At 50.0% G+C, this 20,703-nt stretch carries 20 protein-coding genes and 1 tRNA gene; 1 reads left to right on the forward strand and 20 read right to left on the reverse strand.

Going from position 1 to position 20,703, the window contains the following annotated elements; all coding sequences use genetic code 11:
- Positions 1 to 14: 14 nt before the first annotated feature.
- The 18 genes from EIH22_RS07715 to argS all read right to left on the reverse strand — a co-directional run bounded on the left by EIH22_RS07715 (position 15) and on the right by argS (position 18,518).
- Entirely contained in the window at positions 15 to 908 is an 894-nt protein-coding gene (locus tag EIH22_RS07715; protein WP_124055241.1) for a F0F1 ATP synthase subunit gamma, read from the reverse strand.
- 2 nt (positions 909 to 910) lie between these two features.
- Entirely contained in the window at positions 911 to 2,536 is a 1,626-nt protein-coding gene (gene atpA / locus EIH22_RS07720) for a F0F1 ATP synthase subunit alpha (RefSeq protein WP_124055242.1), read from the reverse strand.
- 49 nt (positions 2,537 to 2,585) lie between these two features.
- On the reverse strand, positions 2,586 to 3,398 hold the full coding sequence (locus tag EIH22_RS07725) for a F0F1 ATP synthase subunit delta (protein ID WP_124055243.1): 813 nt from the start codon (positions 3,396 to 3,398) through the stop codon (positions 2,586 to 2,588).
- Positions 3,398 to 3,976, reverse strand: a complete 579-nt coding sequence (gene atpF, locus EIH22_RS07730) for a F0F1 ATP synthase subunit B (RefSeq protein WP_124055444.1) — start codon at positions 3,974 to 3,976, stop codon at positions 3,398 to 3,400. Before atpF ends, EIH22_RS07725 begins: the two co-directional genes overlap by 1 nt.
- Before the next feature lie 5 nt (positions 3,977 to 3,981).
- Positions 3,982 to 4,191, reverse strand: coding sequence for an ATP synthase F0 subunit C (gene atpE / locus EIH22_RS07735; protein WP_124055244.1), 210 nt, complete (start codon positions 4,189 to 4,191; stop codon positions 3,982 to 3,984).
- Positions 4,192 to 4,220: 29 nt separating this feature from the next.
- Positions 4,221 to 5,042, reverse strand: a complete 822-nt coding sequence (gene atpB, locus EIH22_RS07740; protein WP_124055245.1) for a F0F1 ATP synthase subunit A — start codon at positions 5,040 to 5,042, stop codon at positions 4,221 to 4,223.
- Between the two features lie 182 nt (positions 5,043 to 5,224).
- Positions 5,225 to 5,683 carry a hypothetical protein gene (locus tag EIH22_RS07745; RefSeq protein ID WP_235001829.1) on the reverse strand — a complete coding sequence of 153 codons (459 nt, stop codon included), beginning with the start codon at positions 5,681 to 5,683 and terminating at the stop codon, positions 5,225 to 5,227.
- On the reverse strand, positions 5,667 to 6,770 hold the full coding sequence (locus EIH22_RS07750; RefSeq protein WP_235001830.1) for an MraY family glycosyltransferase: 1,104 nt from the start codon (positions 6,768 to 6,770) through the stop codon (positions 5,667 to 5,669). The genes EIH22_RS07745 and EIH22_RS07750 overlap by 17 nt, the downstream gene beginning before the upstream one ends.
- Before the next feature lie 35 nt (positions 6,771 to 6,805).
- Positions 6,806 to 7,456 (reverse strand): L-threonylcarbamoyladenylate synthase, encoded by a 651-nt coding sequence (locus EIH22_RS07755; RefSeq protein ID WP_124055248.1) that lies wholly within the window; start codon positions 7,454 to 7,456, stop codon positions 6,806 to 6,808.
- 127 nt (positions 7,457 to 7,583) lie between these two features.
- Positions 7,584 to 8,417, reverse strand: coding sequence for a peptide chain release factor N(5)-glutamine methyltransferase (gene prmC / locus EIH22_RS07760; RefSeq protein ID WP_124055249.1), 834 nt, complete (start codon positions 8,415 to 8,417; stop codon positions 7,584 to 7,586).
- Complete coding sequence (gene prfA / locus EIH22_RS07765) at positions 8,414 to 9,514, reverse strand: peptide chain release factor 1 (RefSeq protein ID WP_124055250.1); 1,101 nt, start codon at positions 9,512 to 9,514, stop codon at positions 8,414 to 8,416. The genes prmC and prfA overlap by 4 nt, the downstream gene beginning before the upstream one ends.
- Before the next feature lie 118 nt (positions 9,515 to 9,632).
- Positions 9,633 to 9,845, reverse strand: a complete 213-nt coding sequence (gene rpmE / locus EIH22_RS07770) for a 50S ribosomal protein L31 (RefSeq protein WP_124055251.1) — start codon at positions 9,843 to 9,845, stop codon at positions 9,633 to 9,635.
- Positions 9,846 to 10,000: 155 nt separating this feature from the next.
- Positions 10,001 to 11,752 (reverse strand): transcription termination factor Rho, encoded by a 1,752-nt coding sequence (gene rho, locus EIH22_RS07775; protein WP_124055252.1) that lies wholly within the window; start codon positions 11,750 to 11,752, stop codon positions 10,001 to 10,003.
- Positions 11,753 to 12,016: 264 nt separating this feature from the next.
- Positions 12,017 to 12,916 carry a homoserine kinase gene (gene thrB, locus EIH22_RS07780; RefSeq protein ID WP_124055253.1) on the reverse strand — a complete coding sequence of 300 codons (900 nt, stop codon included), beginning with the start codon at positions 12,914 to 12,916 and terminating at the stop codon, positions 12,017 to 12,019.
- A gap of 74 nt (positions 12,917 to 12,990) precedes the next feature.
- Positions 12,991 to 14,091, reverse strand: coding sequence for a threonine synthase (thrC, locus tag EIH22_RS07785; protein ID WP_124055254.1), 1,101 nt, complete (start codon positions 14,089 to 14,091; stop codon positions 12,991 to 12,993).
- The gene (locus tag EIH22_RS07790) at positions 14,091 to 15,416 is read right to left on the reverse strand and encodes a homoserine dehydrogenase (RefSeq protein WP_200829221.1); all 1,326 of its coding nucleotides are present in this window, start codon (positions 15,414 to 15,416) and stop codon (positions 14,091 to 14,093) included. Before EIH22_RS07790 ends, thrC begins: the two co-directional genes overlap by 1 nt.
- 20 nt (positions 15,417 to 15,436) lie before the next feature.
- A complete protein-coding gene (gene lysA, locus EIH22_RS07795) occupies positions 15,437 to 16,804 on the reverse strand; it encodes a diaminopimelate decarboxylase (RefSeq protein WP_124055256.1) in 1,368 nt (455 codons plus the stop codon).
- 40 nt (positions 16,805 to 16,844) lie between these two features.
- Complete coding sequence (argS, locus tag EIH22_RS07800; protein WP_124055257.1) at positions 16,845 to 18,518, reverse strand: arginine--tRNA ligase; 1,674 nt, start codon at positions 18,516 to 18,518, stop codon at positions 16,845 to 16,847.
- 155 nt (positions 18,519 to 18,673) lie between these two features.
- On the opposite strand from argS, the gene EIH22_RS07805 reads away from it, so the two are divergent.
- Positions 18,674 to 18,746 (forward strand) — tRNA-Arg (locus EIH22_RS07805).
- 176 nt (positions 18,747 to 18,922) lie between these two features.
- On the opposite strand, the gene EIH22_RS07810 is transcribed toward EIH22_RS07805, so the two are convergent.
- Both EIH22_RS07810 and EIH22_RS07815 read right to left on the reverse strand, forming a co-directional pair.
- A complete protein-coding gene (locus tag EIH22_RS07810) occupies positions 18,923 to 19,867 on the reverse strand; it encodes a D-2-hydroxyacid dehydrogenase (protein WP_160149055.1) in 945 nt (314 codons plus the stop codon).
- Entirely contained in the window at positions 19,864 to 20,685 is an 822-nt protein-coding gene (locus EIH22_RS07815; protein ID WP_160149056.1) for a glycerophosphodiester phosphodiesterase family protein, read from the reverse strand. Before EIH22_RS07815 ends, EIH22_RS07810 begins: the two co-directional genes overlap by 4 nt.
- Between the last annotated feature and the right edge of the window lie 18 nt (positions 20,686 to 20,703).

Consider the following 20,703-nt stretch of genomic DNA (forward strand, 5'->3'; position numbering starts at 1 on the left):
CTAGATTGACGGGACTACTTACCTAGCGCATCAGCGCCAGAAATAATCTCAGTAATTTCTGTTGTAATTTCTGCTTGACGTGCGTTGTTAGCAAGTCGGGTGTACTTCTCGATGAGTTCTTTAGCGTTATCCGTTGCGGAGTGCATTGCCTGCTGACGAGCCGCAAGTTCTGCTGCCGCGGACATAAGCATCACTGAATGGATTCGTTGAGCTACATACATTGGCAACAATCCATCAAAGACTTCCTGGGCGGAAGGCTCAAACTCATACAATGGAATTGTCTCGTCTTTGACGGTATCGTCGTCGGCATCCACAACTTCGAGTGGAAGCATGCGTCGAATCTGAACCACCTGGGAAACCATCGAAACGAACTGGGTAGATACTAAGTGAAGCTCGCTTACCCCGCCTTCATCAGCCGAAGCGAGGAACAAGTCCAAGAATGTTTGCGCGATTTCTGATGAAACCTCATCGCTCGGTTTATCCGATTCACCGGTCCAAGATTTAATGACCGGCACTCCCCTGAAGCGGTAATAGGATTCACCACGACGTCCAGACACAAACAGAATAGGTTCCTTGCCTTCAGTGCGAAGCTCAGCCATGAGGTTGTCCGCTTCACGAAGCACAGAGGAGGAATACGCCCCTGCCATGCCTCGATCTGACGTAACAACGAAAACCATGACTCGGTTCGTATCAGTTCGCTTGGACACCAGCGGATGATCCGCATGTGCATGTGCCGCAACCGTCGCAATCGATTTCGTCAGAGCACGCGTATATGGATCTTGACCGAGCGCACGGTCTCGAGCCTTGCCAATTCGAGAAGCCGCAATGAGCTCCATCGCACGGAAGACTTTTTCGAGTGTGGCTGTAGCCTTGATCTTTTGTTTATAAATACGCTGTGTACCGGCCACGATTACCCTCGCTTCGCACGAACGATCTGTTCTTGAGATTTCTCAACATCTACGTCGGATCCAGCTTGCATTTCCGTATCAACGGTTGCGAGGAACGACTGCTGGAATTCTTCAACGGCTACGCGTAGCGCATCTTCCGTATCCGATTCCAGCTTGCCAGTCTCAGCGATCGTGGTGAGCACGGATGTATTACGACGAAGGTGGTCAAGCATTCCTTCTTCGAAAGCGTGAACGCGCTCAACGGGAACTTCGTCAAGATACCCTTTAGTACCAGCCCAAACGGAAGCCACTTGGTCCTCAACTGCGTATGGTGTGTACTGAGGTTGCTTCAAAAGCTCCATCAAACGTACGCCACGAGCGAGCTGGCGTTGGGTCGCGGCATCAAGGTCAGAAGCAAACATTGCAAATGCTGCCTGTGCGCGGTACTGAGCCAAAGTAATCTTTAGCGTACCCGCAACCTTCTTCATCGCCTTAATCTGAGCGTCACCACCAACTCGAGAAACCGAAATGCCAACATCTACAGCTGGGCGCTGGTTCGAGTTGAACAAATCGGACTGCAAGAAGATCTGACCGTCGGTAATCGAAATGACGTTGGTCGGAATGTAGGCCGAGACATCGTTCGCCTTGGTCTCGATGATTGGAAGACCAGTCATCGATCCTGCACCGTATTCATCTGAAAGCTTTGCACAACGCTCCAGCAAACGAGAATGTAAGTAGAAAACGTCACCTGGGTAAGCTTCACGACCTGGTGGACGACGAAGCAGAAGCGAAACCGCTCGGTATGCTTCAGCCTGCTTGGAAAGATCATCAAAGATAATGAGGACGTGCTTACCTTGGTACATCCAATGCTGACCAATTGCAGAACCGGTGTAAGGAGCAAGGTACTTGTATCCTGCCGAATCCGAAGCTGGAGATGCCACGATCGTCGTATATTCCAATGCTCCTGCACGCTCGAGCGTTGCGCGCACGGAAGCAATTGTGGAACCTTTTTGACCAATCGCTACATAAATGCACCGAACCTGTTTATTAGGATCACCGGATTCCCAGTTAGCCTTCTGGTTCAAAATGGTGTCAATAGCCAGAGCCGTCTTGCCAGTCTTACGGTCACCAATGATTAGCTGGCGCTGCCCACGCCCAACCGGGATCATGGCATCAATAGCCTTAATACCCGTCTGAAGTGGCTCATGAACCGACTTACGCATCATTACACCTGGTGCCTGAAGCTCCAGTGCACGACGCTCGTCGATATCCTTAATTTCACCCAAGCCGTCAATTGGTTCACCAAGTGGGTCAACAACGCGCCCTAGGTAGCCCTCTCCGACTGGAACAGAAAGAACTTCACCTGTGCGTCGAACTTCCATTCCCTCTTCAATACGAGAGAAATCGCCAAGAACAACAACACCAATTTCGTGCTCTTCTAGGTTCATCGCCAAACCTAGTGTTCCGTCTTCAAATTTCAACAGCTCGTTCGCCATTGCCCCTGGTAGACCTTCTACTCGGGCAATGCCATCTGCTGTGAGGGTTACATGACCAACCTCTTCGTTGGCAGCCTTTGGTGGCTCATAGGAGCTCACAAAGGAGTCCAACGCAGCCCGGATCTCATCCGGCTGGATGGTAAGTTCAGCCATTAATCTTCCTTCGCTCGAAGCGGTTTTCACCGCAAGAATTTATTTAACGTTATTTAGAGAAAACTGCTTTGACGTCAGCAATACGGCTGGCCAAAGTTCCATCGATAACGTCGTCTCCAATATGGATGCGCAACCCACCAATAACTGCTGGGTCAAGTGCAATATGCAACTTGACATCCTTCTTGTAAAAATTAGACAAGATTAAACGCAGGCGTTCTTCTTGTTCGCTTGTTAATGGGATTGCCGATGTTACCGCAGCAACAAGGTGCTTTCCGCGCTCTGAGGCAATCACAATGTAATCAGTGATTAGACGGCTCAAAGTGTTCTTCTCGGCCCCTGAAACGGAACGAGCCAGCAGCGCTTGAGTGTATGGATTAAGATTTCCAAATACTCTGCGCATGAGATCGGTTCGCGCCGACGCCGGGTAGGTAGAATCCTGAAGCGCCACACGTAGTGTGCGCTCACGTTTAAGCAATCGAAGCGACTGATAAAGTTCTTCTTCAGTTTTGCTTAACAAACCTTCTTTTTCTGCGCCGATCAGAATCGTCTGAACACCAAGATTTTCGAGTGCCTTGAGTAAATCTCCTTTTTCAGCCCAGCGCTCGCGCACCAGTCCGTGGAGAAGCTCAAGCACCTGAGCCGAAATCTTCTTAGCGAAAATATCGTTTACTAGGTTGAGTCGATCATCTATGTCGCGAGAAGCATCTTCGAGTGCAGATAGAACAGCGGAGTTGCTTCGCACCACGTCAGCAACCGAGAACACTTCCCAGCCCATTTCGATAGGATTTCCTTGCCCGTCATGGAGAAGGGCTTCCCACGTACTAGCAACTCGAGTCAATGCAGCTTCACTTCTCGAACGCATCAGACCTCCTGCGCCGCAGCTGGTTCTGACTTCACCATCGATGTTTCTAGTTCATCTAGGAAACGATCGATAACACGCGAAGCGAGTTCCGAATCGGTAACGGATTCACCAATGATTCGTCCAGCAAGTTCAGTTGCGAGTGCACCGACGTCGGAGCGAAGAGCCCGTGAAGCAGCTTCAGTATCAGCCGAAATACGTTGTTTAGCGGTATCAACGATTGCTGCCGCTTCGTCCTTCGCCTTGACCTGAGCGTCAACAACAATCAACTTGGCGTTCTCTTGTGCCTTTTCACGAATTTCAGCGGCATCGCGATGAGCCTGAACGACTTCGTCTTGCAGATCTTGACGTTCCTCAGCGATCTCTTTACGTGCGATTTCCGCTGCTTGAAGACCTTTTTCAATCTTCTCAGAACGCTCGTCTAACATTGCCGAGAACGACGGCCATGCAAACTTATAAACGGCTAGTGCAACAACAACAAAGGCCAACGTTCCCCAAATAAGGTCAGGAAGGGCGGGAACAACAACCGAAAAAGAACCGTGTCCGCCACTACCCGATGCGAGAATCGTCGAATTTACCATAGTGATCACGCAGCGAAGATGAAGCCGGCCGCAAATCCGATAAGACCGAGTGCCTCAGCAAATGCAATGGAGAGGAACATGTTAACGCGAAGGAAGCCCTTCAACTCAGGCTGACGAGCAGTTGCTTCCTGGTTCTTGGCGCCAATAAGGCCTACACCAATTCCTGGACCAATTGCAGCGAGACCATAACCGATGGTGGCGATGTTACCAATCATGTGGTTCTTTTCCTTTTCTATTGAGATTCTCAGTGTTCTGAGATCGATAATGAAATGTAGGCTGCTGCAAGCATCGCGAAGATGTACGCCTGAAGCGCGCCAACAAAAAGCTCGAAGATTACGAAAATAATTCCTCCGAGAAGTGTGAGAGTACCGAATCCAATTCCCATTACGCTTGAGAACTCGAAGTAGAAGAAGTGGGTTCCCAAAAAGCAGAGGACTAGGAGGAAGTGCCCAGCCATCATGTTTGCTAAAAGTCGGATCGTTAGGGTGATTGGACGAAGGATGAACGTTGAAAGAAATTCAAGCGGAATCATCAACACATACAGTGGTTTTGGTACACCTGCGGGCATAAGTTGGTGCTTGAAGAATGCTAACCCTTGAGTTCTGATACCGGCCACAATAAACGCAAAATAAGCTACGAGCGCGAAAATCAATGGCATTCCTACCAGAGAGGTTCCTGCGATCTGCAAGCCAGGGATAACTCCTGTGATATTCATGAATAAAATACCAAGGAAGATGGTCATTAGTAAGGGCTGATAGCGTCGTGCTTCTTCTTCACCGATAATTTCATGACCGATTTGCACCCGTGAGAAGTCGAGGAGACTTTCCATTGCACTCTGCGCACGACCCGGAACCAGCTTGGCTCGCTTTGAATAAAGGACAAGCAAAACAACCAAAACGGCGACGGCTATGAGACGTACCATCAAGATACGGTTAATCTCAAACGGAGTACCTGCGAAAAGAAACGGTGCTGGATTAAATTCGTGATCAAGGGTAGGAGCTTCGAACCCACCGTCGCTCGAAGTAGCGAATATCGGCAATGTAGCAAGACTTAATAGCAGGTTCACTATCCAGGCATTCCTATCTTGAAAAGTTAGTGCAAAGAAGATTCGTCCACGGGAACGAGTTTCGAATGAAAATTCGTTATTTCACACGTAGCACCTTGCGATAATACTTTACCGCAGTTTCGAGGTTTCAACCAAGACCGTGCGGAAATTAGTCCTAGATCATTTACCCCCTATTAATACTCCTAATATTCGACCGGATCGGAGTTAAATTCAAAGTCCGGACCAGGCTGCTTCATCACCAAAACTGAGCTAATCAGGAGAGAAAGAATCAGCGCACCAGCAAAGCCCACAAGCATCGCACGGAGGTCTACAATTGCCCACAATCTCGCATAACTTATGACTATTGCTAGCAAAACCAACTTCACGACGAAGAGCGAAGCGGTAACGAAACCTTGATATTTGGGTTGCTTTTTCCCCGCACGTAGATAAAAACCCCACGAAATTAGGTTTGACAAAGCTACGACGAAAATCCCTAGCGTAGCGCTCAACCCTGAACTACCGCCAGAATAAATATAGGAAAAAAGTCCCACAGCAATCCCGATAGTCAACAAGATTGCAACATCCCATTTCATCACCGATGAAATTATTTGGTCTGCATTTTTTCGCTGCCCCGGAACCAGTTCCTTACGACGAAACTTCACCACGTTTGCGTAGCCTCCTCGATAGCACGTGACGCGGCCGCGCCGGCGTCGATAGTTGACGAGCGGTAATAACGACGGCGACGACGATCGCTATCAGGATCCCTGGGAAAATAATCGGGTACGGGTAAACGACGTAGGCAACCGCCGAAAACGATGCCACTGCCGTCCACATATAAAGCACAAGGACCGCAGCACGATGGGAATGACCGCGGCGAAGCAAACGATGATGGAGATGCCCGGCGTCGGCCTCAAAAGGTGACTTTCCTTGACGAACGCGCCGTAAAACAGCCCAAACCATGTCGATCAACGGAATGACCAAAATCAGTGCAGGAACCAAGATTGGCATATAGGCGGGTACAGCAGTTCGGCTGTTTACGTGCATCGGATCAATTTGCCCGGTGACCAAGATACTCGCACCGGCAATCACCGCACCTAGCATCAGTGCACCTGAGTCCCCCATGAAAATGCGAGCTTGATGGAAATTATGGGGCAGGAATCCGATACAGATCCCGACTAGACCTGCGACGACGGCGGTAGCCACCGAAGTATAGTCACCTGGTGAAGACGCACGAGTCAGGAAGTAGGCATAACCGAAGAAGGCAAGTGCTGCGATGCCAACCACGCCGGCTGCCAAACCGTCAAGCCCATCAATAAAGTTCACCGCGTTAGACACCATTACCACTACGATGATTGTGGCAAATAAGGTTAGACGCTGAGAGCCAACAGTTAGACCTAGGAAAGGCACCGAAATCAATTGCACGCCAAACCATGCCATAGCGCCGGCTGCCAAGATTTCACCAGCCAGCTTCGCATACCATCGCAATTCCCAGATGTCGTCAATGACGCCGATAAAGCACATAGTTCCGGCGCCAAGTAAAATTCCCCAGGCACCCGAGTTAGCGCTAAATGCCGAACGAAGATACGGAATTTGTGCTGCAAGGAGGAAAGAAACAACCAGTCCCAAGTACATTGCCACTCCACCGAGGCGCGCAATAGGAACTTCGTGCACGTCGCGTCCACGAATCTTGGTGATTGCACCGGTTGTTAGAGCAATATGGAGCACTAGGGGCACCAAAAGGTAAGTCACCGCTGCAGACAAAACCATTATGAGCAGGTAGACCCTCACGGCAACACCTGCACGTCAGTTGCGGATTCAAGCTGTTCAATTGAGAGCGCACCCAATCGAATTAATTGTGGTTGGCGTGGACTCTCAAGTACGAATTTCACGATGGTTGACGGTGTGCCTCCGCCTGTACAACCGCCGTCTAAATACGTGCTCACAGCTTCCCCAAGTTGCTCAATCGCCTGTGAAATGGTGTTTGCAGGAGGATTTCCCGTCTTATTCGCACTAGTCACTGCAAGCGGACCGGTTTTCTCCAAAAGTTTCAACGCAACTGGATTATCCGGCATGCGCAATGCGACGGTGCCATGGGTTTCACCCAAATCCCAACCAAGGTTTTCCTTCGCTGGCAAAATGATCGTCAACGCACCTGGCCAAAATACTTTCATGAGTGCAACAGCTTCGTCCGGTACCCAAGAGGCAAGCGAACGAGCCTGTTCGGCGTCATGGACCAAGACTGGAGGAGGCATCTGCCGAGTACGCGACTTGGCATTTAACAGAGCCGTGATAGCATCAGCGTTAAATGGATCAGCACCGATCCCATAAACCGTATCGGTGGGAAGGCAGACGACGGCGCCCGCCTGTAAAGCTTCGTCGGCTCGAATAATTCCTTCGGAAAGAGATTGGGCCTGCGAACAGTCATAGATTTCCATTTTGCCTCCGCATACTTTTCACCATCATTCTACCTAGAATTTGTTACAGATTAACCCACCTATCGGTGCCTTTTTGAGGTCATTCACCTTCTTACCCGAGAAGAGCAAGCTCATTACCCCGATCCATCTATTTTCGAGCCCAGAGCCACCGATCGGAACCGTTATAATCTTGACCGGTTCCACATTTACGGAAGAAATGGCTCGCATAGTCACGCAATACTTTTCCCTGCTCGTCGGCATGCTCCATAATGAATAAGCCGTCTGTTTTCACTAGGGTGGCAACATGGTCAATGAGTTTTTCGGGAAATTCGAGGCCATCTTCCCCACCCCCAAACAGGGCCATTGAAGGGTCTGCCAGTACTTCTTCCGAAAGTTTGTGAGTTGCAGGTACGTAGGGAGGATTAGAGACGACGACGTCGTACCCAGTTCCAGCAGGATCGTTGAAGTCGAGTGCGTTTCCGTGAACGAGCCTAACCCTGCCACCATATCGTTTGTTGTTCTGCTCGATCGAAGCAAATGCGGTTTTGCTGAGTTCCACTGCGCTCACATCGGCGTGCGGAACTTCAGTAGCAATTGCAATCGCGATGGCTCCCGAGCCGGCGCATAGATCAACCACCCGCGGATGCTCAACCCCGCTTTGAATAAGTTTTTGCAATTCGTCTATCGCCGCCTGCGCAACTAATTCGGTTTCCGGTCGGGTGATGAAGACGCCAGGTCGCGATTCGAGTTCTAGGAACCGGAACCACATTTTACCAATGATGTGTTGAAGTGGAACTCGTTGTGCGCGACGCTCAATGGCGTCATCGTACATGGCTAGCTGATCAGAATCGGGCGTTTCTGACGCAAATGGAACGCGACCAAAGCTGTATTCCGCTAGTTCTTTAGCATCATGGGTAGCACTAGCAACGCCCGCCTGCATCAACAGGTCAACGCTGTTCTTATAGATATCGTTCCAGATCACTGTTCTGTGGCGTTTTGTAGGCGCTCAGATTCATCCATTTCCCTAAGAGAATTAATCACGGATTCCAGATCACCGTTAAGCACAGCGTCAAGATTATGTGCCTTGTATCCGGTGCGGTGATCGGAGATACGGTTTTCAGGGAAGTTGTAGGTACGCACACGCTCCGAACGGTCAACAGTACGTACCTGAGAACGACGAGCGTCTGCTTCAGCTGCTGCTTGTTCATCTAGTTGCTTTTGACGAAGTCGCGCACGTAAGACGCGCATTGCAGATTCACGGTTCTTGATCTGAGATTTTTCGTCTTGCATCGAAACCGTGATGCCAGTCGGAAGGTGGGTAATACGTACGGCAGAATCCGTGGTGTTAACGGACTGCCCACCTGGTCCTGACGAACGGAAAACGTCAATTCGCAGATCGTTATCGTTGATCTCAATTTCGCCGGGATCATCCACTTCAGCAAAAACAAGAACTCCGGCTGCTGAGGTGTGAATTCGTCCCTGTGTTTCGGTCACCGGAACACGTTGGACACGGTGAACACCCGCTTCGAACTTGAGGTGAGCCCATACACCCTCAGCAGGGTCTTCTGGAACAGATTTTGCTTTAACAGCCATCTGGACATCTTTATATCCACCGAGATCAGTAGTTGTAGCAGAGAGGATTTGGGTAGCCCAGCCCATTGATTCTGCATAACGCTGATACATCCGAAGAAGATCACCCGCAAAGAGCGCGGATTCTTCGCCACCTTCTCCTGCTTTAACCTCCAAAATAGCATCTCGCAAATCATCAGGATCACGAGGAATTAAGGCGTCGCGCAAATCGCTTGCCGCGGAAGTTGCTATTTCTTCGAGACGTGGGATCTCAGAAGCAAAAAGTTCACCGTCTTCCCCACCCATCTCAACGATTTCGCGGGTTTCATCGAGATCACGTTGAGCTTGCTCCCATTTCTGGTATCGCCCAACAACTCGACCTAGTTCAGCATAACGCCTTCCTAAGGAACGCAACTTATCTGGATTCGCCAGCACCTCTGGAGAAGACATCTGCATTTCGATGTCCTTATGCTCCGCGACCATCGCTACCGCTGCCGGAAATTTCTCCATTATTACTGTCTCATCCCTTGTTGTGTTCATTAGTAAAATTAGGCAAAATCCGAGCGTATTTTGCCCATAAATAGACCGAACGCCGGTACTCATACAGTACCGGCGTTCGAAAGACTTGCTACTTGGTGCGCTTACCGAAGCGAGCCTCGAAGCGTGCAACGCGTCCACCGGTGTCCAGAATCTTCTGCTTACCGGTGTAGAACGGGTGGCATGCCGAGCATACATCGACGCGCAACTCTTCTCCACCAATGGTAGAGCGGGTTTCGAATTCGTTACCGCAGGTGCAGGTAACGCTAATCGTTTCGTATGTAGGGTGGATTCCCTGCTTCATTTTTACTCCTTGGATCGTTTAACGCCCTGGGTCCACAACGCACTTTCCCTATACGAACAGGGCTAAGATTGCCGAAGCAGCGAGGTGGTGAACCAGAAGCCGACGCTATATTTAATCACTTTTCAGCGAACAATGCCATAGACGTGAGCAAGTGCTCAGTCGGCATTATTCTGCATACCTCGAACGATAGAAACCAAGAATTCCTTGTTGGATTCCGTCTTGCGGAGGCGGTTGAGCAAGTAATCGGAAGCTTCTTGCACGTCAAGGGTTCCGAGCGCGCGACGCAGGTGCCATACGATTTGGAGCTCTTCGTTGGAGAACAACTGCTCTTCGCGGCGAGTACCCGATGCATTGACGTCCACAGCTGGGAAGATACGACGATCTGCCAACTGGCGGGAAAGCCGCAGTTCCATATTGCCGGTACCCTTGAATTCTTCGAAGATCACTTCATCCATCTTCGATCCGGTTTCAACCAGAGCAGACGCGATAATCGTTAACGAGCCACCGTTTTCAATGTTACGAGCAGCACCAAAGAACTTCTTTGGCGGGTAGAGAGCAGCAGCGTCAACACCGCCGGACAGGATACGCCCAGAAGCCGGAGCTGCCAGGTTGTACGCACGTGAGAGACGAGTGAGGGAATCAAGCAAGATAACGACGTCTTGACCAAGTTCAACCAAGCGCTTCGCACGCTCAACTGCAAGTTCTGCCACGATAGTATGATCTGATGCTGGGCGATCAAAGGTCGAAGCGATAACTTCTCCCTTGACGAGTCGCTGCATATCGGTAACTTCTTCAGGACGCTCGTCAACGAGAACAACCATTAGATGCACATTTGGATCATTCTTTGCGATTGCCATTGCTAGCTGCTGCATAACTACCGTCTTGCCCGCTTTTGGCGGGGAAACGATCAAACCACGCTGTCCCTTACCAATTGGAGCTACCAAATCAACGATTCGCGTGGTCAAAGCGTTCTGGGTGGTCTCCATGCGCAACATATCTTGCGGGTAGAGCGGAGTAAGCTTGTTAAACTCGGGCCGTTTTGCGCTATCTTCTGGCGATAGACCATTAATTGCGGTGACTTCGACCAGCGGATTGTACTTGTGTAGGCGCTGACCACGGCGAGGGTTGCCTTCGGTTACCGAACGAACTGCACCTGCAACGGCATCTCCCCTGCGCAGACCATACTTCTTAATAATCTGCTGCGATACATAAGCGTCGTTCTTCCCAGGGAGGTATCCACCAGTACGAAGGTAGGAGTTGGTGCCGGAAACATCCAGAATTCCAGCAACCGGGATCAGCACTTCTTCATCACTGACTTCGTCTTCAACGTCATTGGCGTCGCTACGCGAATTGTTAACCGCGCCATCGCGGCGATTGCGATTTCGATTATTTTCGCGACGGTTGTTGCGATTACGTTCGCGGCGATTGCGATTACGGCTACGTGGGTTATCGTCGTCACCCTCGGTATCGCGTTGCTGTTCAGCAGCACGACGCTCCGCAGCTTCTCCCAATGCTGCTAAGGCCGCCTCTTTTTCCTCTGCGGAAAGCTCTTCGGCTTCACCGTGGTTGCGATTTCGGCGTACCTGCGTGGCTTCCCGATCGTTTTGACGGTTGCGATTACGGCTACGCTTAGGCAGGTCGGCAACGATGTTTTCGGTTCCTTCCACAGGAGTCGACGCCGAATGTTCATTTTTCTTTGCAGAGCTACCCACCTGCTTGGAAGACTTCTCAATTTTCGCTGGGCGTTCTTGACTTTGAGTCGAACGCGCTTGGGAAATAGCAGCAATGTAGTCTGCTTTGCGTGATTTCGGCGCCATCTTGATTCCCATAGATGCCGCAATTTGCTTCAATTCAGGCAGAAGCTTAGTTGCCAGTGAACCGCTGGACTTGGTGGAGGTTTCGCTCACGAGGTTCCTTCCCCGGGTACCACATTTGGTACGTTGTTCGTTTGATACTGAGCCTCGGAAATATCACGAGGAAAATACGAGTAGACAGAAAAATGAAGCACGCATACTACACACGCAATGCCAAAAGTTGAGCCGCTAAATAGAGATAAGTAGCGCAACATATGATCGATTGGTAGAACCAAACAACTGCTGTCTGGTGTTTATACTACACGCTACCATTTCACTTATGAAACTCTGGAGTTTCGATTGTGTTGTACCTCTACCCTATTCGGATTCGTCTACAAGGTAAGCACCGTGTACTTGTTTTGAATTTACTACGTGAAATCCCTGTTCACCAACGATTCTTGCCATATTTTGATCGATTTTTGCAAAAACTAAGATCGTCGGACCCGCCCCGGAAATCACGGCCGGCCAACCAGCGTTTCGCAGAGCTTTAAGCATTGCCGCACTCCGAGGCATGGAATCGGCCCGATAATCTTGATGCAATTTATCCTCAGTTGCATCGAAGAGAAGCTCAGGACGATGCTCCAAAGCGTGAACAAGCAAGGCCGTTCGTGAGGCATTAAAGGAAGCGTCTCCATGTGGAACCGCACTTGGCAAAACAGATCGTGCCTCAGACGTTGCCAAAATTTCGTTTGGGATCAATAATGACGTGTGCACATCTGGGCGGATTCCTAATTTAGTGGTCCGTAGTTCTTCTCCAGCGTTCCATGACAGCGTTGCTCCTCCATAAATAGCAGGTGCAGCGTTGTCTGGATGACCTTCGAAACGAGTTGCAAGGCGCAACATAGTTACTTCATCAAGCGCTTCTGGACGGTCAACTAGACCTTTAACCAACATCAGCGCAGCCACAACTGCGGCAGCTGAGGATCCTAAGCCACGTCCTTGAGGAATCTTATTTCGGCACACAAGTTCGATGCCTCCGCCAGGAACTCCCAGCCACTCCATTGTGTTCTTCATGGTCTGAATAATAAGGTGGTTTTCATCGCGTGGAAGCGTTTGTGACCCCTCGCCTAGGATAACTACGCGCGAAGTGCCCGTAGTTAGAGTGGCGGCAACTTCATCCCAAAGGTCGTGGGCGATACCCATTGAGTCAAATCCAGGGCCTAGATTTCCCGACGTAGCTGGAACACGAACGCGCGCATGGTTATTAATCAAACGCATGGAGATATCGACCTTTCACATTTTTGGAAAGTTAATGCAACAGAGCTGGCGCAACACCGTAGATGCCACACCCGTCACAATCCTAGTGCATTCACAGCCGCATCAACCGTAGGCGCGATAGGTTCAAAGTCAACAGGTGCATTACCAAGGGCAGTTGCGGTGTCTTTCAAACCGTTGCCGGTAACAGTACAAACAATGGTCTTCCCTTCTGGAACCTTGCCTTCATTTGCAGCCTTGATCAATCCCGCGATTGATGCCGCCGACGCAGGCTCAACGAAGATGCCAACCTGAGCAGCCAAAAGTGCTTGAGCAGAGAGGATCTCTTCGTCTGTTACACGGTCAATCCAACCATTGGAATCGGATTGAGCAGCTTGGGCGTAGTCCCACGAAGCCGGATTGCCGATTCGGATCGCCGTCGCCACCGTTTCAGGTTCAGCAACTGGGTGTCCAAGCACAAACGGAGCAGCTCCCCAAGCTTGGATTCCCCACATTTGCGGAACTTTGGTGGAAACTGGCGAAGGCGAACACGCGCTATCATCGATAGAAGCGGCAGTAGTTTTTCCAGCGTATTCGTTGTATCCCATCCAATAGGCGGAAATATTTCCAGCATTACCCACCGGAAGTACATGGATATCAGGAGCATCTCCGAGCGCATCAACAACCTCAAAGGCTGCAGTTTTTTGACCTTGGAGACGATAGGGATTGACCGAGTTGACCAAGGCAACAGGATAACTAGAAGTTAACTCACGAACAATGTTGAGACAGTCATCAAAATTTCCATCCACCGCAACTAACTTAGCCCCGTGCACAATAGCTTGTGCCAGTTTGCCAGCTGCAATTTTCCCAGCGGGAAGGACAACTGCACACTCTAAACCAGCAGCAACGGCGTAAGCCGCTGCCGATGCGGAGGTGTTTCCCGTCGAAGCACATGCAACGATCTGCGTATTCGTCTGTTTAACTTGGGAAATCGCCGTCGTCATTCCACGGTCTTTGAATGAACCGGTTGGATTCGCACCTTCGACCTTGACATAAACGTCGGCATGTACAAGTTCACTCAAAGCCCTAGCGTAGACGAGCGGAGTTCCACCTTCGTGCAGTGTTACAACGGGATCGTTATCACTAAACGGAAGCCGTTCGCGGTATTCGTTAATTAATCCGGACCACTGATGTGCCATTAGTTTTCCTCCACTTTCAAAACACTCAAAACTTCCACAACGTCGTCGGAATTTTGCAGTTCTTCAATAACACAATCAATAGATGATTGACGCACCTGGTGCGTAATAATCGTAATTTGCGTGGTAGCAAGGGAGTGATTATCCCCAATGTGTCCAGATTTATTTTGCATTACCGATGCCATTGATACCCCAGCATCAGCGAATCGCTTAGTGAGAGTGGCTAGAACACCAACGGTATCGATAACTTCCAGCTTTATGAAGAAGCTCGACATGGATTCTGAACGCGGTAGCACTGGAACATCACCATAAAGCACCTCGCGAGGGGCATGACCGCCAATAACACGTTTCGCGGCTGCCGCAACAACGTCGGAAAGCACAGCAGATGCCGTCGGAGCACCACCTGCACCGCGACCAAAAAACATCAAGCGATCAGCGGACTGCGCCTCAACCAAGACCGCGTTGAAAGACCCGTGAACCGAAGCCAAAGGATGATCCTTAGAAACAAGGGTTGGACTCACCGACATTTCAATACCGTCTTCGCCCCGCGAATCAAAGTGACGCTCTGCCCGAGCAATCAACTTAATGACATAGCCAGCAGCTTCAGCAGAAGCAATATCGTCAGCCGTCACTCCCCTAATTCCTTCCACAACGACGTCGTCCAAACTCACGCGCGTATGAAAGGCAAGCGAAGCCAGAATCGCAATTTTGGCGCCGGCGTCGTAACCATCAACGTCCGCGGAAGGATCGGCCTCAGCAAATCCAAGTTGTTGAGCAAGGAGTAGCGCTTCGTCGAAATCCATATTTTGGGTGGTCATTGAATCAAGAATGAAGTTGGTAGTTCCATTCATAATTCCCATAACGGCATTTACTCTGTCTCCTGCCAAGGATTCACGCAACCCGTACACAACTGGAACGGCACCGGCAACTGCCGCCTCATAATAGAGATCGACGTCATTTTGCTCAGCTAAGTCATAAAGTTCTGGTCCGTGAGTTGCCAAGAGCGCCTTATTTCCAGTAACAACACTTGAACCACTACATAATGCTTCACGCACAAGTGTTCGTGGAGGCTCAATTCCACCGATCAGTTCAATAACAATATCAGCTTTAGAAATAAGCGCCGAGGTATCTTTGGTTAACAAAGAGCGATCAATTGCTCCGTCACGCTCGGTTTCAAGGTTGCTGACAGCAATTCCGATGAGCTCAAGAGGCGCGCCCGCACGAGCGCTAAGAAGATCACGTTGTTCGGTCAGCAGGCGTGCTACCTGCGTACCGACGGTGCCGCAACCCAACAGGGCAATTTTTACGCTTTCGGTTGATTTATTCACCGTCGAACTCCTCTTTATCGTTAATCTTGATCAAGTGAAAGCAGGTCATTGATCGTCTCACTTCGAATAAGCTCTTTTAACGTTCCATTTTCAACAGCGACGACGCCGGGGCGAGGCAACATATTGTAGTTGGATGCCATCGCACGCCCATACGCACCAGTGGCTGGGACTGCGAGGAGATCACCAGCTTTAACATCTGATGGAAGAGCAACATTACGCACGACGATATCGCCTGATTCGCAGTGCTTTCCGACCACACGTGCACGTGTACGCGAGGCATCAGAATCACGGGAAACGATGGCGGCGGTGTAGTCAGCTTCGTACAGAGCTGGTCGGATGTTGTCAGACATTCCACCGTCGACTGAAACATAGGTACGCAAACCCGAATCAATTGCCACGTCTTTGACGGTTCCAACCGTGTAGAGCATCAATGTGGAAGACGCAACAATTGAGCGACCCGGCTCAATTGAAATAAGCGGTGCTGGTAATCCGCTTTCAGAAACGTGTTTGCGCACTACATCTGCCAAAATACGAGCAAATTCTCGAGGGTTTGGCGGTACGTCATCGTCCGCCGTGTAGCGAATCCCATATCCGCCGCCTAAGTCAATTTCGGAGATCTCAATTCCTTGTTCATGAGCCCAAACTCGCTCTGCAAAGATAACTTGGGCTGCTTGTGCGAATCCCTCAGTAGCCGAAATCTGTGAACCGATATGTGAGTGCAGACCGATGAGGTCAACATTCGAAAGTTCAGCCGCGCGTGCAATTGCCTGATGGGAAACTCTGGTGGAAACTGATAAACCGAATTTTTGATCTTCGTGCGCGGTGGCAATAAATTCGTGACCACCAGCATGCACCCCAGTAGTCAGTCGAAGGTAGACCGGCGCAATCTTCTTTAGATCTTCAGCAACGCGGTTGACGAACTCAAGTTCCGCAAGCGAATCAATAACGATATGCGCAACGTTTTGCTCCAGTGCAAGTTCAATTTCCGCGCGGGACTTATTGTTCCCATGCAAACCACAAAAATCACCCGGCACTCCACCCGCGAGCGCAGTACGTAATTCGCCTTCTGAAGCGGTGTCGATGTGTAGACCTTCTTCGTACATCCACCGAGCAAATGCTTTTGAAAGGAATGCTTTACCCGCATAGTAAACGTGAGCGCCAGCAAGGTCCGCGAAAGCGTGATCCATCGCCTCTTTCCATGCACGTGCACGAAAGCGAGCGTCGTCGGCATCTAATACATAGCGTGGAGTTGGAAATTCCTTGGCGATATCACTCACCCTGACGCCGGCGACGGCAAATTCGCCGTCGCTAAGGCGGTCGGTGTTTATCGACCAAACTCCATGAGGGGCTCCATCAGGGATCGGCGCTTCAAGCTGTTCCAAATTCATAACGGTCCTTTCGGAGTTTGGCACTACACCAGAGTTTGCGCTACATCTTATCGGGTGCGCTCACTCCAAGCAGGCCGAGTCCATTTGCCAAGACTTGCCCGGCAGCATCGTTAAGCCAAAGTCGCGCCTGATGGGTAGCCGTGACTTTTTCATCGGCTCGCGGAGTAACTCGAGATTTTCCGTACCAAGCATGATAGGCGCTTGCAAGATCTTCAACATAACGTGCGACGCGGTGCGGTTCGCGTAACTGAGCAGCTTGGGAGACGATTTCTGGATACTTCGCCAAAGTAGCCAAGAGCTCACCATCCGCTTCGGAATCAAGCAGGCTCGGGTCAAAGACATCGCGAGTGACGCCGTGCTCAGCAGCGTTTCGATCAACGGACTTTGTGCGGGCATGAGCGTATTGCACGTAATAAACAGGGTTCTCGTTGGTGCGCGAAGAGATCAATCCAAGGTCGATTTCCAAAGTGGTATCCATTGCCGCACGAACCAGCGAGTAGCGAGCTGCATCGACACCAGCTGCATCCACAAGATCTCCAAGGACGACGATCGTACCTGCACGTTTAGACATACGCACCGGTTCGCCGTCGCGAACGAGGTTGACGAGCTGACCGATCAGGATTTCGTGGTTTTCACCCTTGCCAGCGGTATCACCGAAAGCTCGGGTCATGGCGTAGATACGACCGATATAGCCGTGATGATCGGCACCAAGCATGAGGATTACGTGATCGGCACCGCGATTACGCTTGTCTAGATAGTAGGCGATATCTCCGGCAAAATACGCCGCGTCACCGTCAGATTTGATGATGACTCGGTCCTTATCGTCACCAAAATCGGTTGTGCGAACCCAAGTCGCACCATCCTGCTCGAAGATGACTCCCTTAGAGCGCAAGGTTTCGATCGCTTGGGAAACTGCGCCAGACTTGTGGAGGGTATCTTCGTGGAAGAACACATCGAAGTGAACGCGGAAATCATCGAGTTCTTTCTTAATTTCCGCGAACATGAGGTTCACACCATTTTCACGGAAAAACTCTTGTGCTTCCGTATCTGAAAGCTCAGAGATGTTTACTTCTGGGTGAGCTCCCATAACTTCGTTGGCGATATCTGCAATGTATTGTCCGCCATAGCCATCTTCTGGAGCTTCTTGTCCCTTGGCGCGCGCCAAGAGTGACTTCGAGAAACGATCGATCTGAGCGCCATGATCATTGAAGTAGTATTCGCGTACCACATTAACGCCGGTAGCTTCCAAAATACGTGCGAGGGAATCACCAACTGCCGCCCAGCGAGCTCCCCCAACGTGGATCGGACCGGTTGGATTAGCAGAGACAAATTCAAGGTTAACGGTTTCGCCACGGCCCGCAGTATTACGCCCATATTCGGTACCAGCATCAAGGATTGAACGAGCTAGCTCACCGGCGGCTGCCACATTCAAAGTAATGTTGATGAACCCCGGTCCGGCAATATCCGTCTTTGCAATATCGGAACTATTCTCAAGTTTTTCGACGAGAATCGATGCAAAAGCACGTGGGTTTGTGCCAGCTTTTTTAGCGAGTTGCATTGCGATATTGGTAGACCAGTCACCATGCTCGCGCGAGCGTGGCCGCTCCACCTTGATTTCGGTCGGTACGTCGTCTTCGCTAAGAGAAATAGTACCGTCAACGATCGATTCTGATAATGATGCACGAATAAATGCAGAAAGTTCCTCTGGAGTCATAGCTCAATTGTACCGAGATACCCTAGGTATCCCCTATTTTTCTGGCGGTGAACTTAGCCATTGAGATCAGTGAAATTAGCTAGTGTGTACGATCCAACAGTTACATCAGTTCATTCGTGGAATGATTGAGGAAGCTGATATACTCATTTATCGTTGCCCCGATAGCTCAGGGGATAGAGCGTTCGCCTCCGGAGCGAAAGGTCGCAGGTTCGAATCCTGTTCGGGGCACAGCTAAAGGCTGGGGAAAAGTACTTCTACTTTTCCCCAGCCTTTTCGTTCTTTCTTTTTGGTTGCTACACACGCAACGTTTTATGTAAATTCGCTGGAATTTTTCAATACGAATAAAGTGGCAACCAGAATCATATTTATTAAGAAATAGTCCAACCCTAAAATAACGATAAGTCTTAGTACCAGCTATCCAAATCAATTCGATTTGGCGGAACTTCCCCATTGCGCAACGCGGTTAAATTGGCCATAAAATCTGCGACGATATCATCATTCCTAGTAAGTCCAGAGATATGAGGCATTACCGTGACTTTCGGATTCATCCAATGCCAATCGTCAGAACTCAATGGCTCGTGGTCAAAGACGTCAAGAAGTGCATGGGTAAGATGCCCTTCTTCAAGGGCATGACGTAGGGCGACGTCGTCAACAGTTGTTCCTCGACCAATATTCACAAAAATTGCATCGTTGAGCTCACCAAAGATCTGTTCATTTACAATGTTTTTGGACTCAGGAGTATGCGGGAGCACGGCAACGACGACGTCCGCCTGGCTAAGTAAATTGCCACGACTATCAAGGGCACGTACCTCGTCAAACGCTGGCTTGGCGCGTCCTGATCTAGATAGCCCATCGACTCGTGCCACAAACGGGCGAAGCAAACGTGCAACTTCACTTCCAATATGACCAGTACCGATCACGACTACATTCATATTTATAGCGGTACTGTTACCTAGACGCTTCCACTCCGCCCTCCGTTGAAGTTCCCGATATTGAGGAAATTCACGAACGATTCCAAGTACGCCGGCAACCACAAACTCCGCCATACGATGCGGCATTGATGCAACTGTGTTCGTAAGAACCGATCCAGTTTCACGCAAATCGTCGTATAGCCAATGCATACGATCAATTCCATCAGTTGCCGAGTGATACCACCTGATTGATGTTTCGCTTGGCTTGACTGGAAACTGGAAACCTAACCACGAATCAGCCCAATTCAAATCCTCATCGCTGAGCTGGTCCGAAGGAACAAACCGAAATTCGATATCCCCAATTTCTTCCGTGGCTGCTGGCATAAATTCGGCAAAGTACTCTTCGGTCAGGAGCACCTTTTTAGGGTATAGCGTCATTTCTCCTCCTTGCGAATTTTTCCTAGTTTGGTCCATTCTTCATCAATTACCTTCTGAGCAAGAGTTGGCTCATCGGTAATGAGTGCATCAATGCCCTGTTCAATCAGTGTACGCATAACGTCGGGGTCATTGATGGTCCAGGCGTGGACTGCCTGACCGCGTTCGTGACACAATTCGATGAGTCGTGGCGTCAAAACTGGAATTCCACCGTGTAGAAGCGGCACTTGAATCGCCTCAACTCCGTGCCTAACTCCAGGCACCGTACGAGCAAGCTTCCTCCCCATCTTTGGCGGTAACATGGCAGCAATAACCAAAACGGCAATTGCGCCTTTTCCTAAGGACGTATGAACACCTGGAAGTTTGCGACGCAGATATTTCAATCTCGTTTCATTAAAAGAAGAAAGCGATATTTGATCAATAGCGTCGCAACGCTTAATAGTCTTTATCAAATGACGCACGACGTGTTGAGATTTTGCGTCCACATTAAAAATCAAGTTCGGGAAACCATTTAATGCATCATCTAAACGGACCGGATGATTCCCAGATTCATCTGCTACTTTTAGGATTTCCTCCCAAGTGAACTTGGATATCCTCCCACGAGAATCGGTTGTCCTTCTTAGATCCGGATCGTGTATCAAAATCACGACCCCATCAGAGGTTGCGTGCGAATCGGTTTCAATAAAACGAAAATGTTTCGAATCCATATTGGCAAAGGCTGCCAAAGAGTTTTCGGGGGCTTCGTTTCCTCCCCCACGATGAGCTATAACTACGGGTTTCTCCCCGCATTGCCACATTCTTGTAGACTTAGTTGCCTTCACTTCGTGGACTTCCTTTCG

This window comes from Arcanobacterium ihumii (assembly GCF_900604515.1).
GTDB lineage: Bacteria > Actinomycetota > Actinomycetes > Actinomycetales > Actinomycetaceae > Arcanobacterium_A > Arcanobacterium_A ihumii.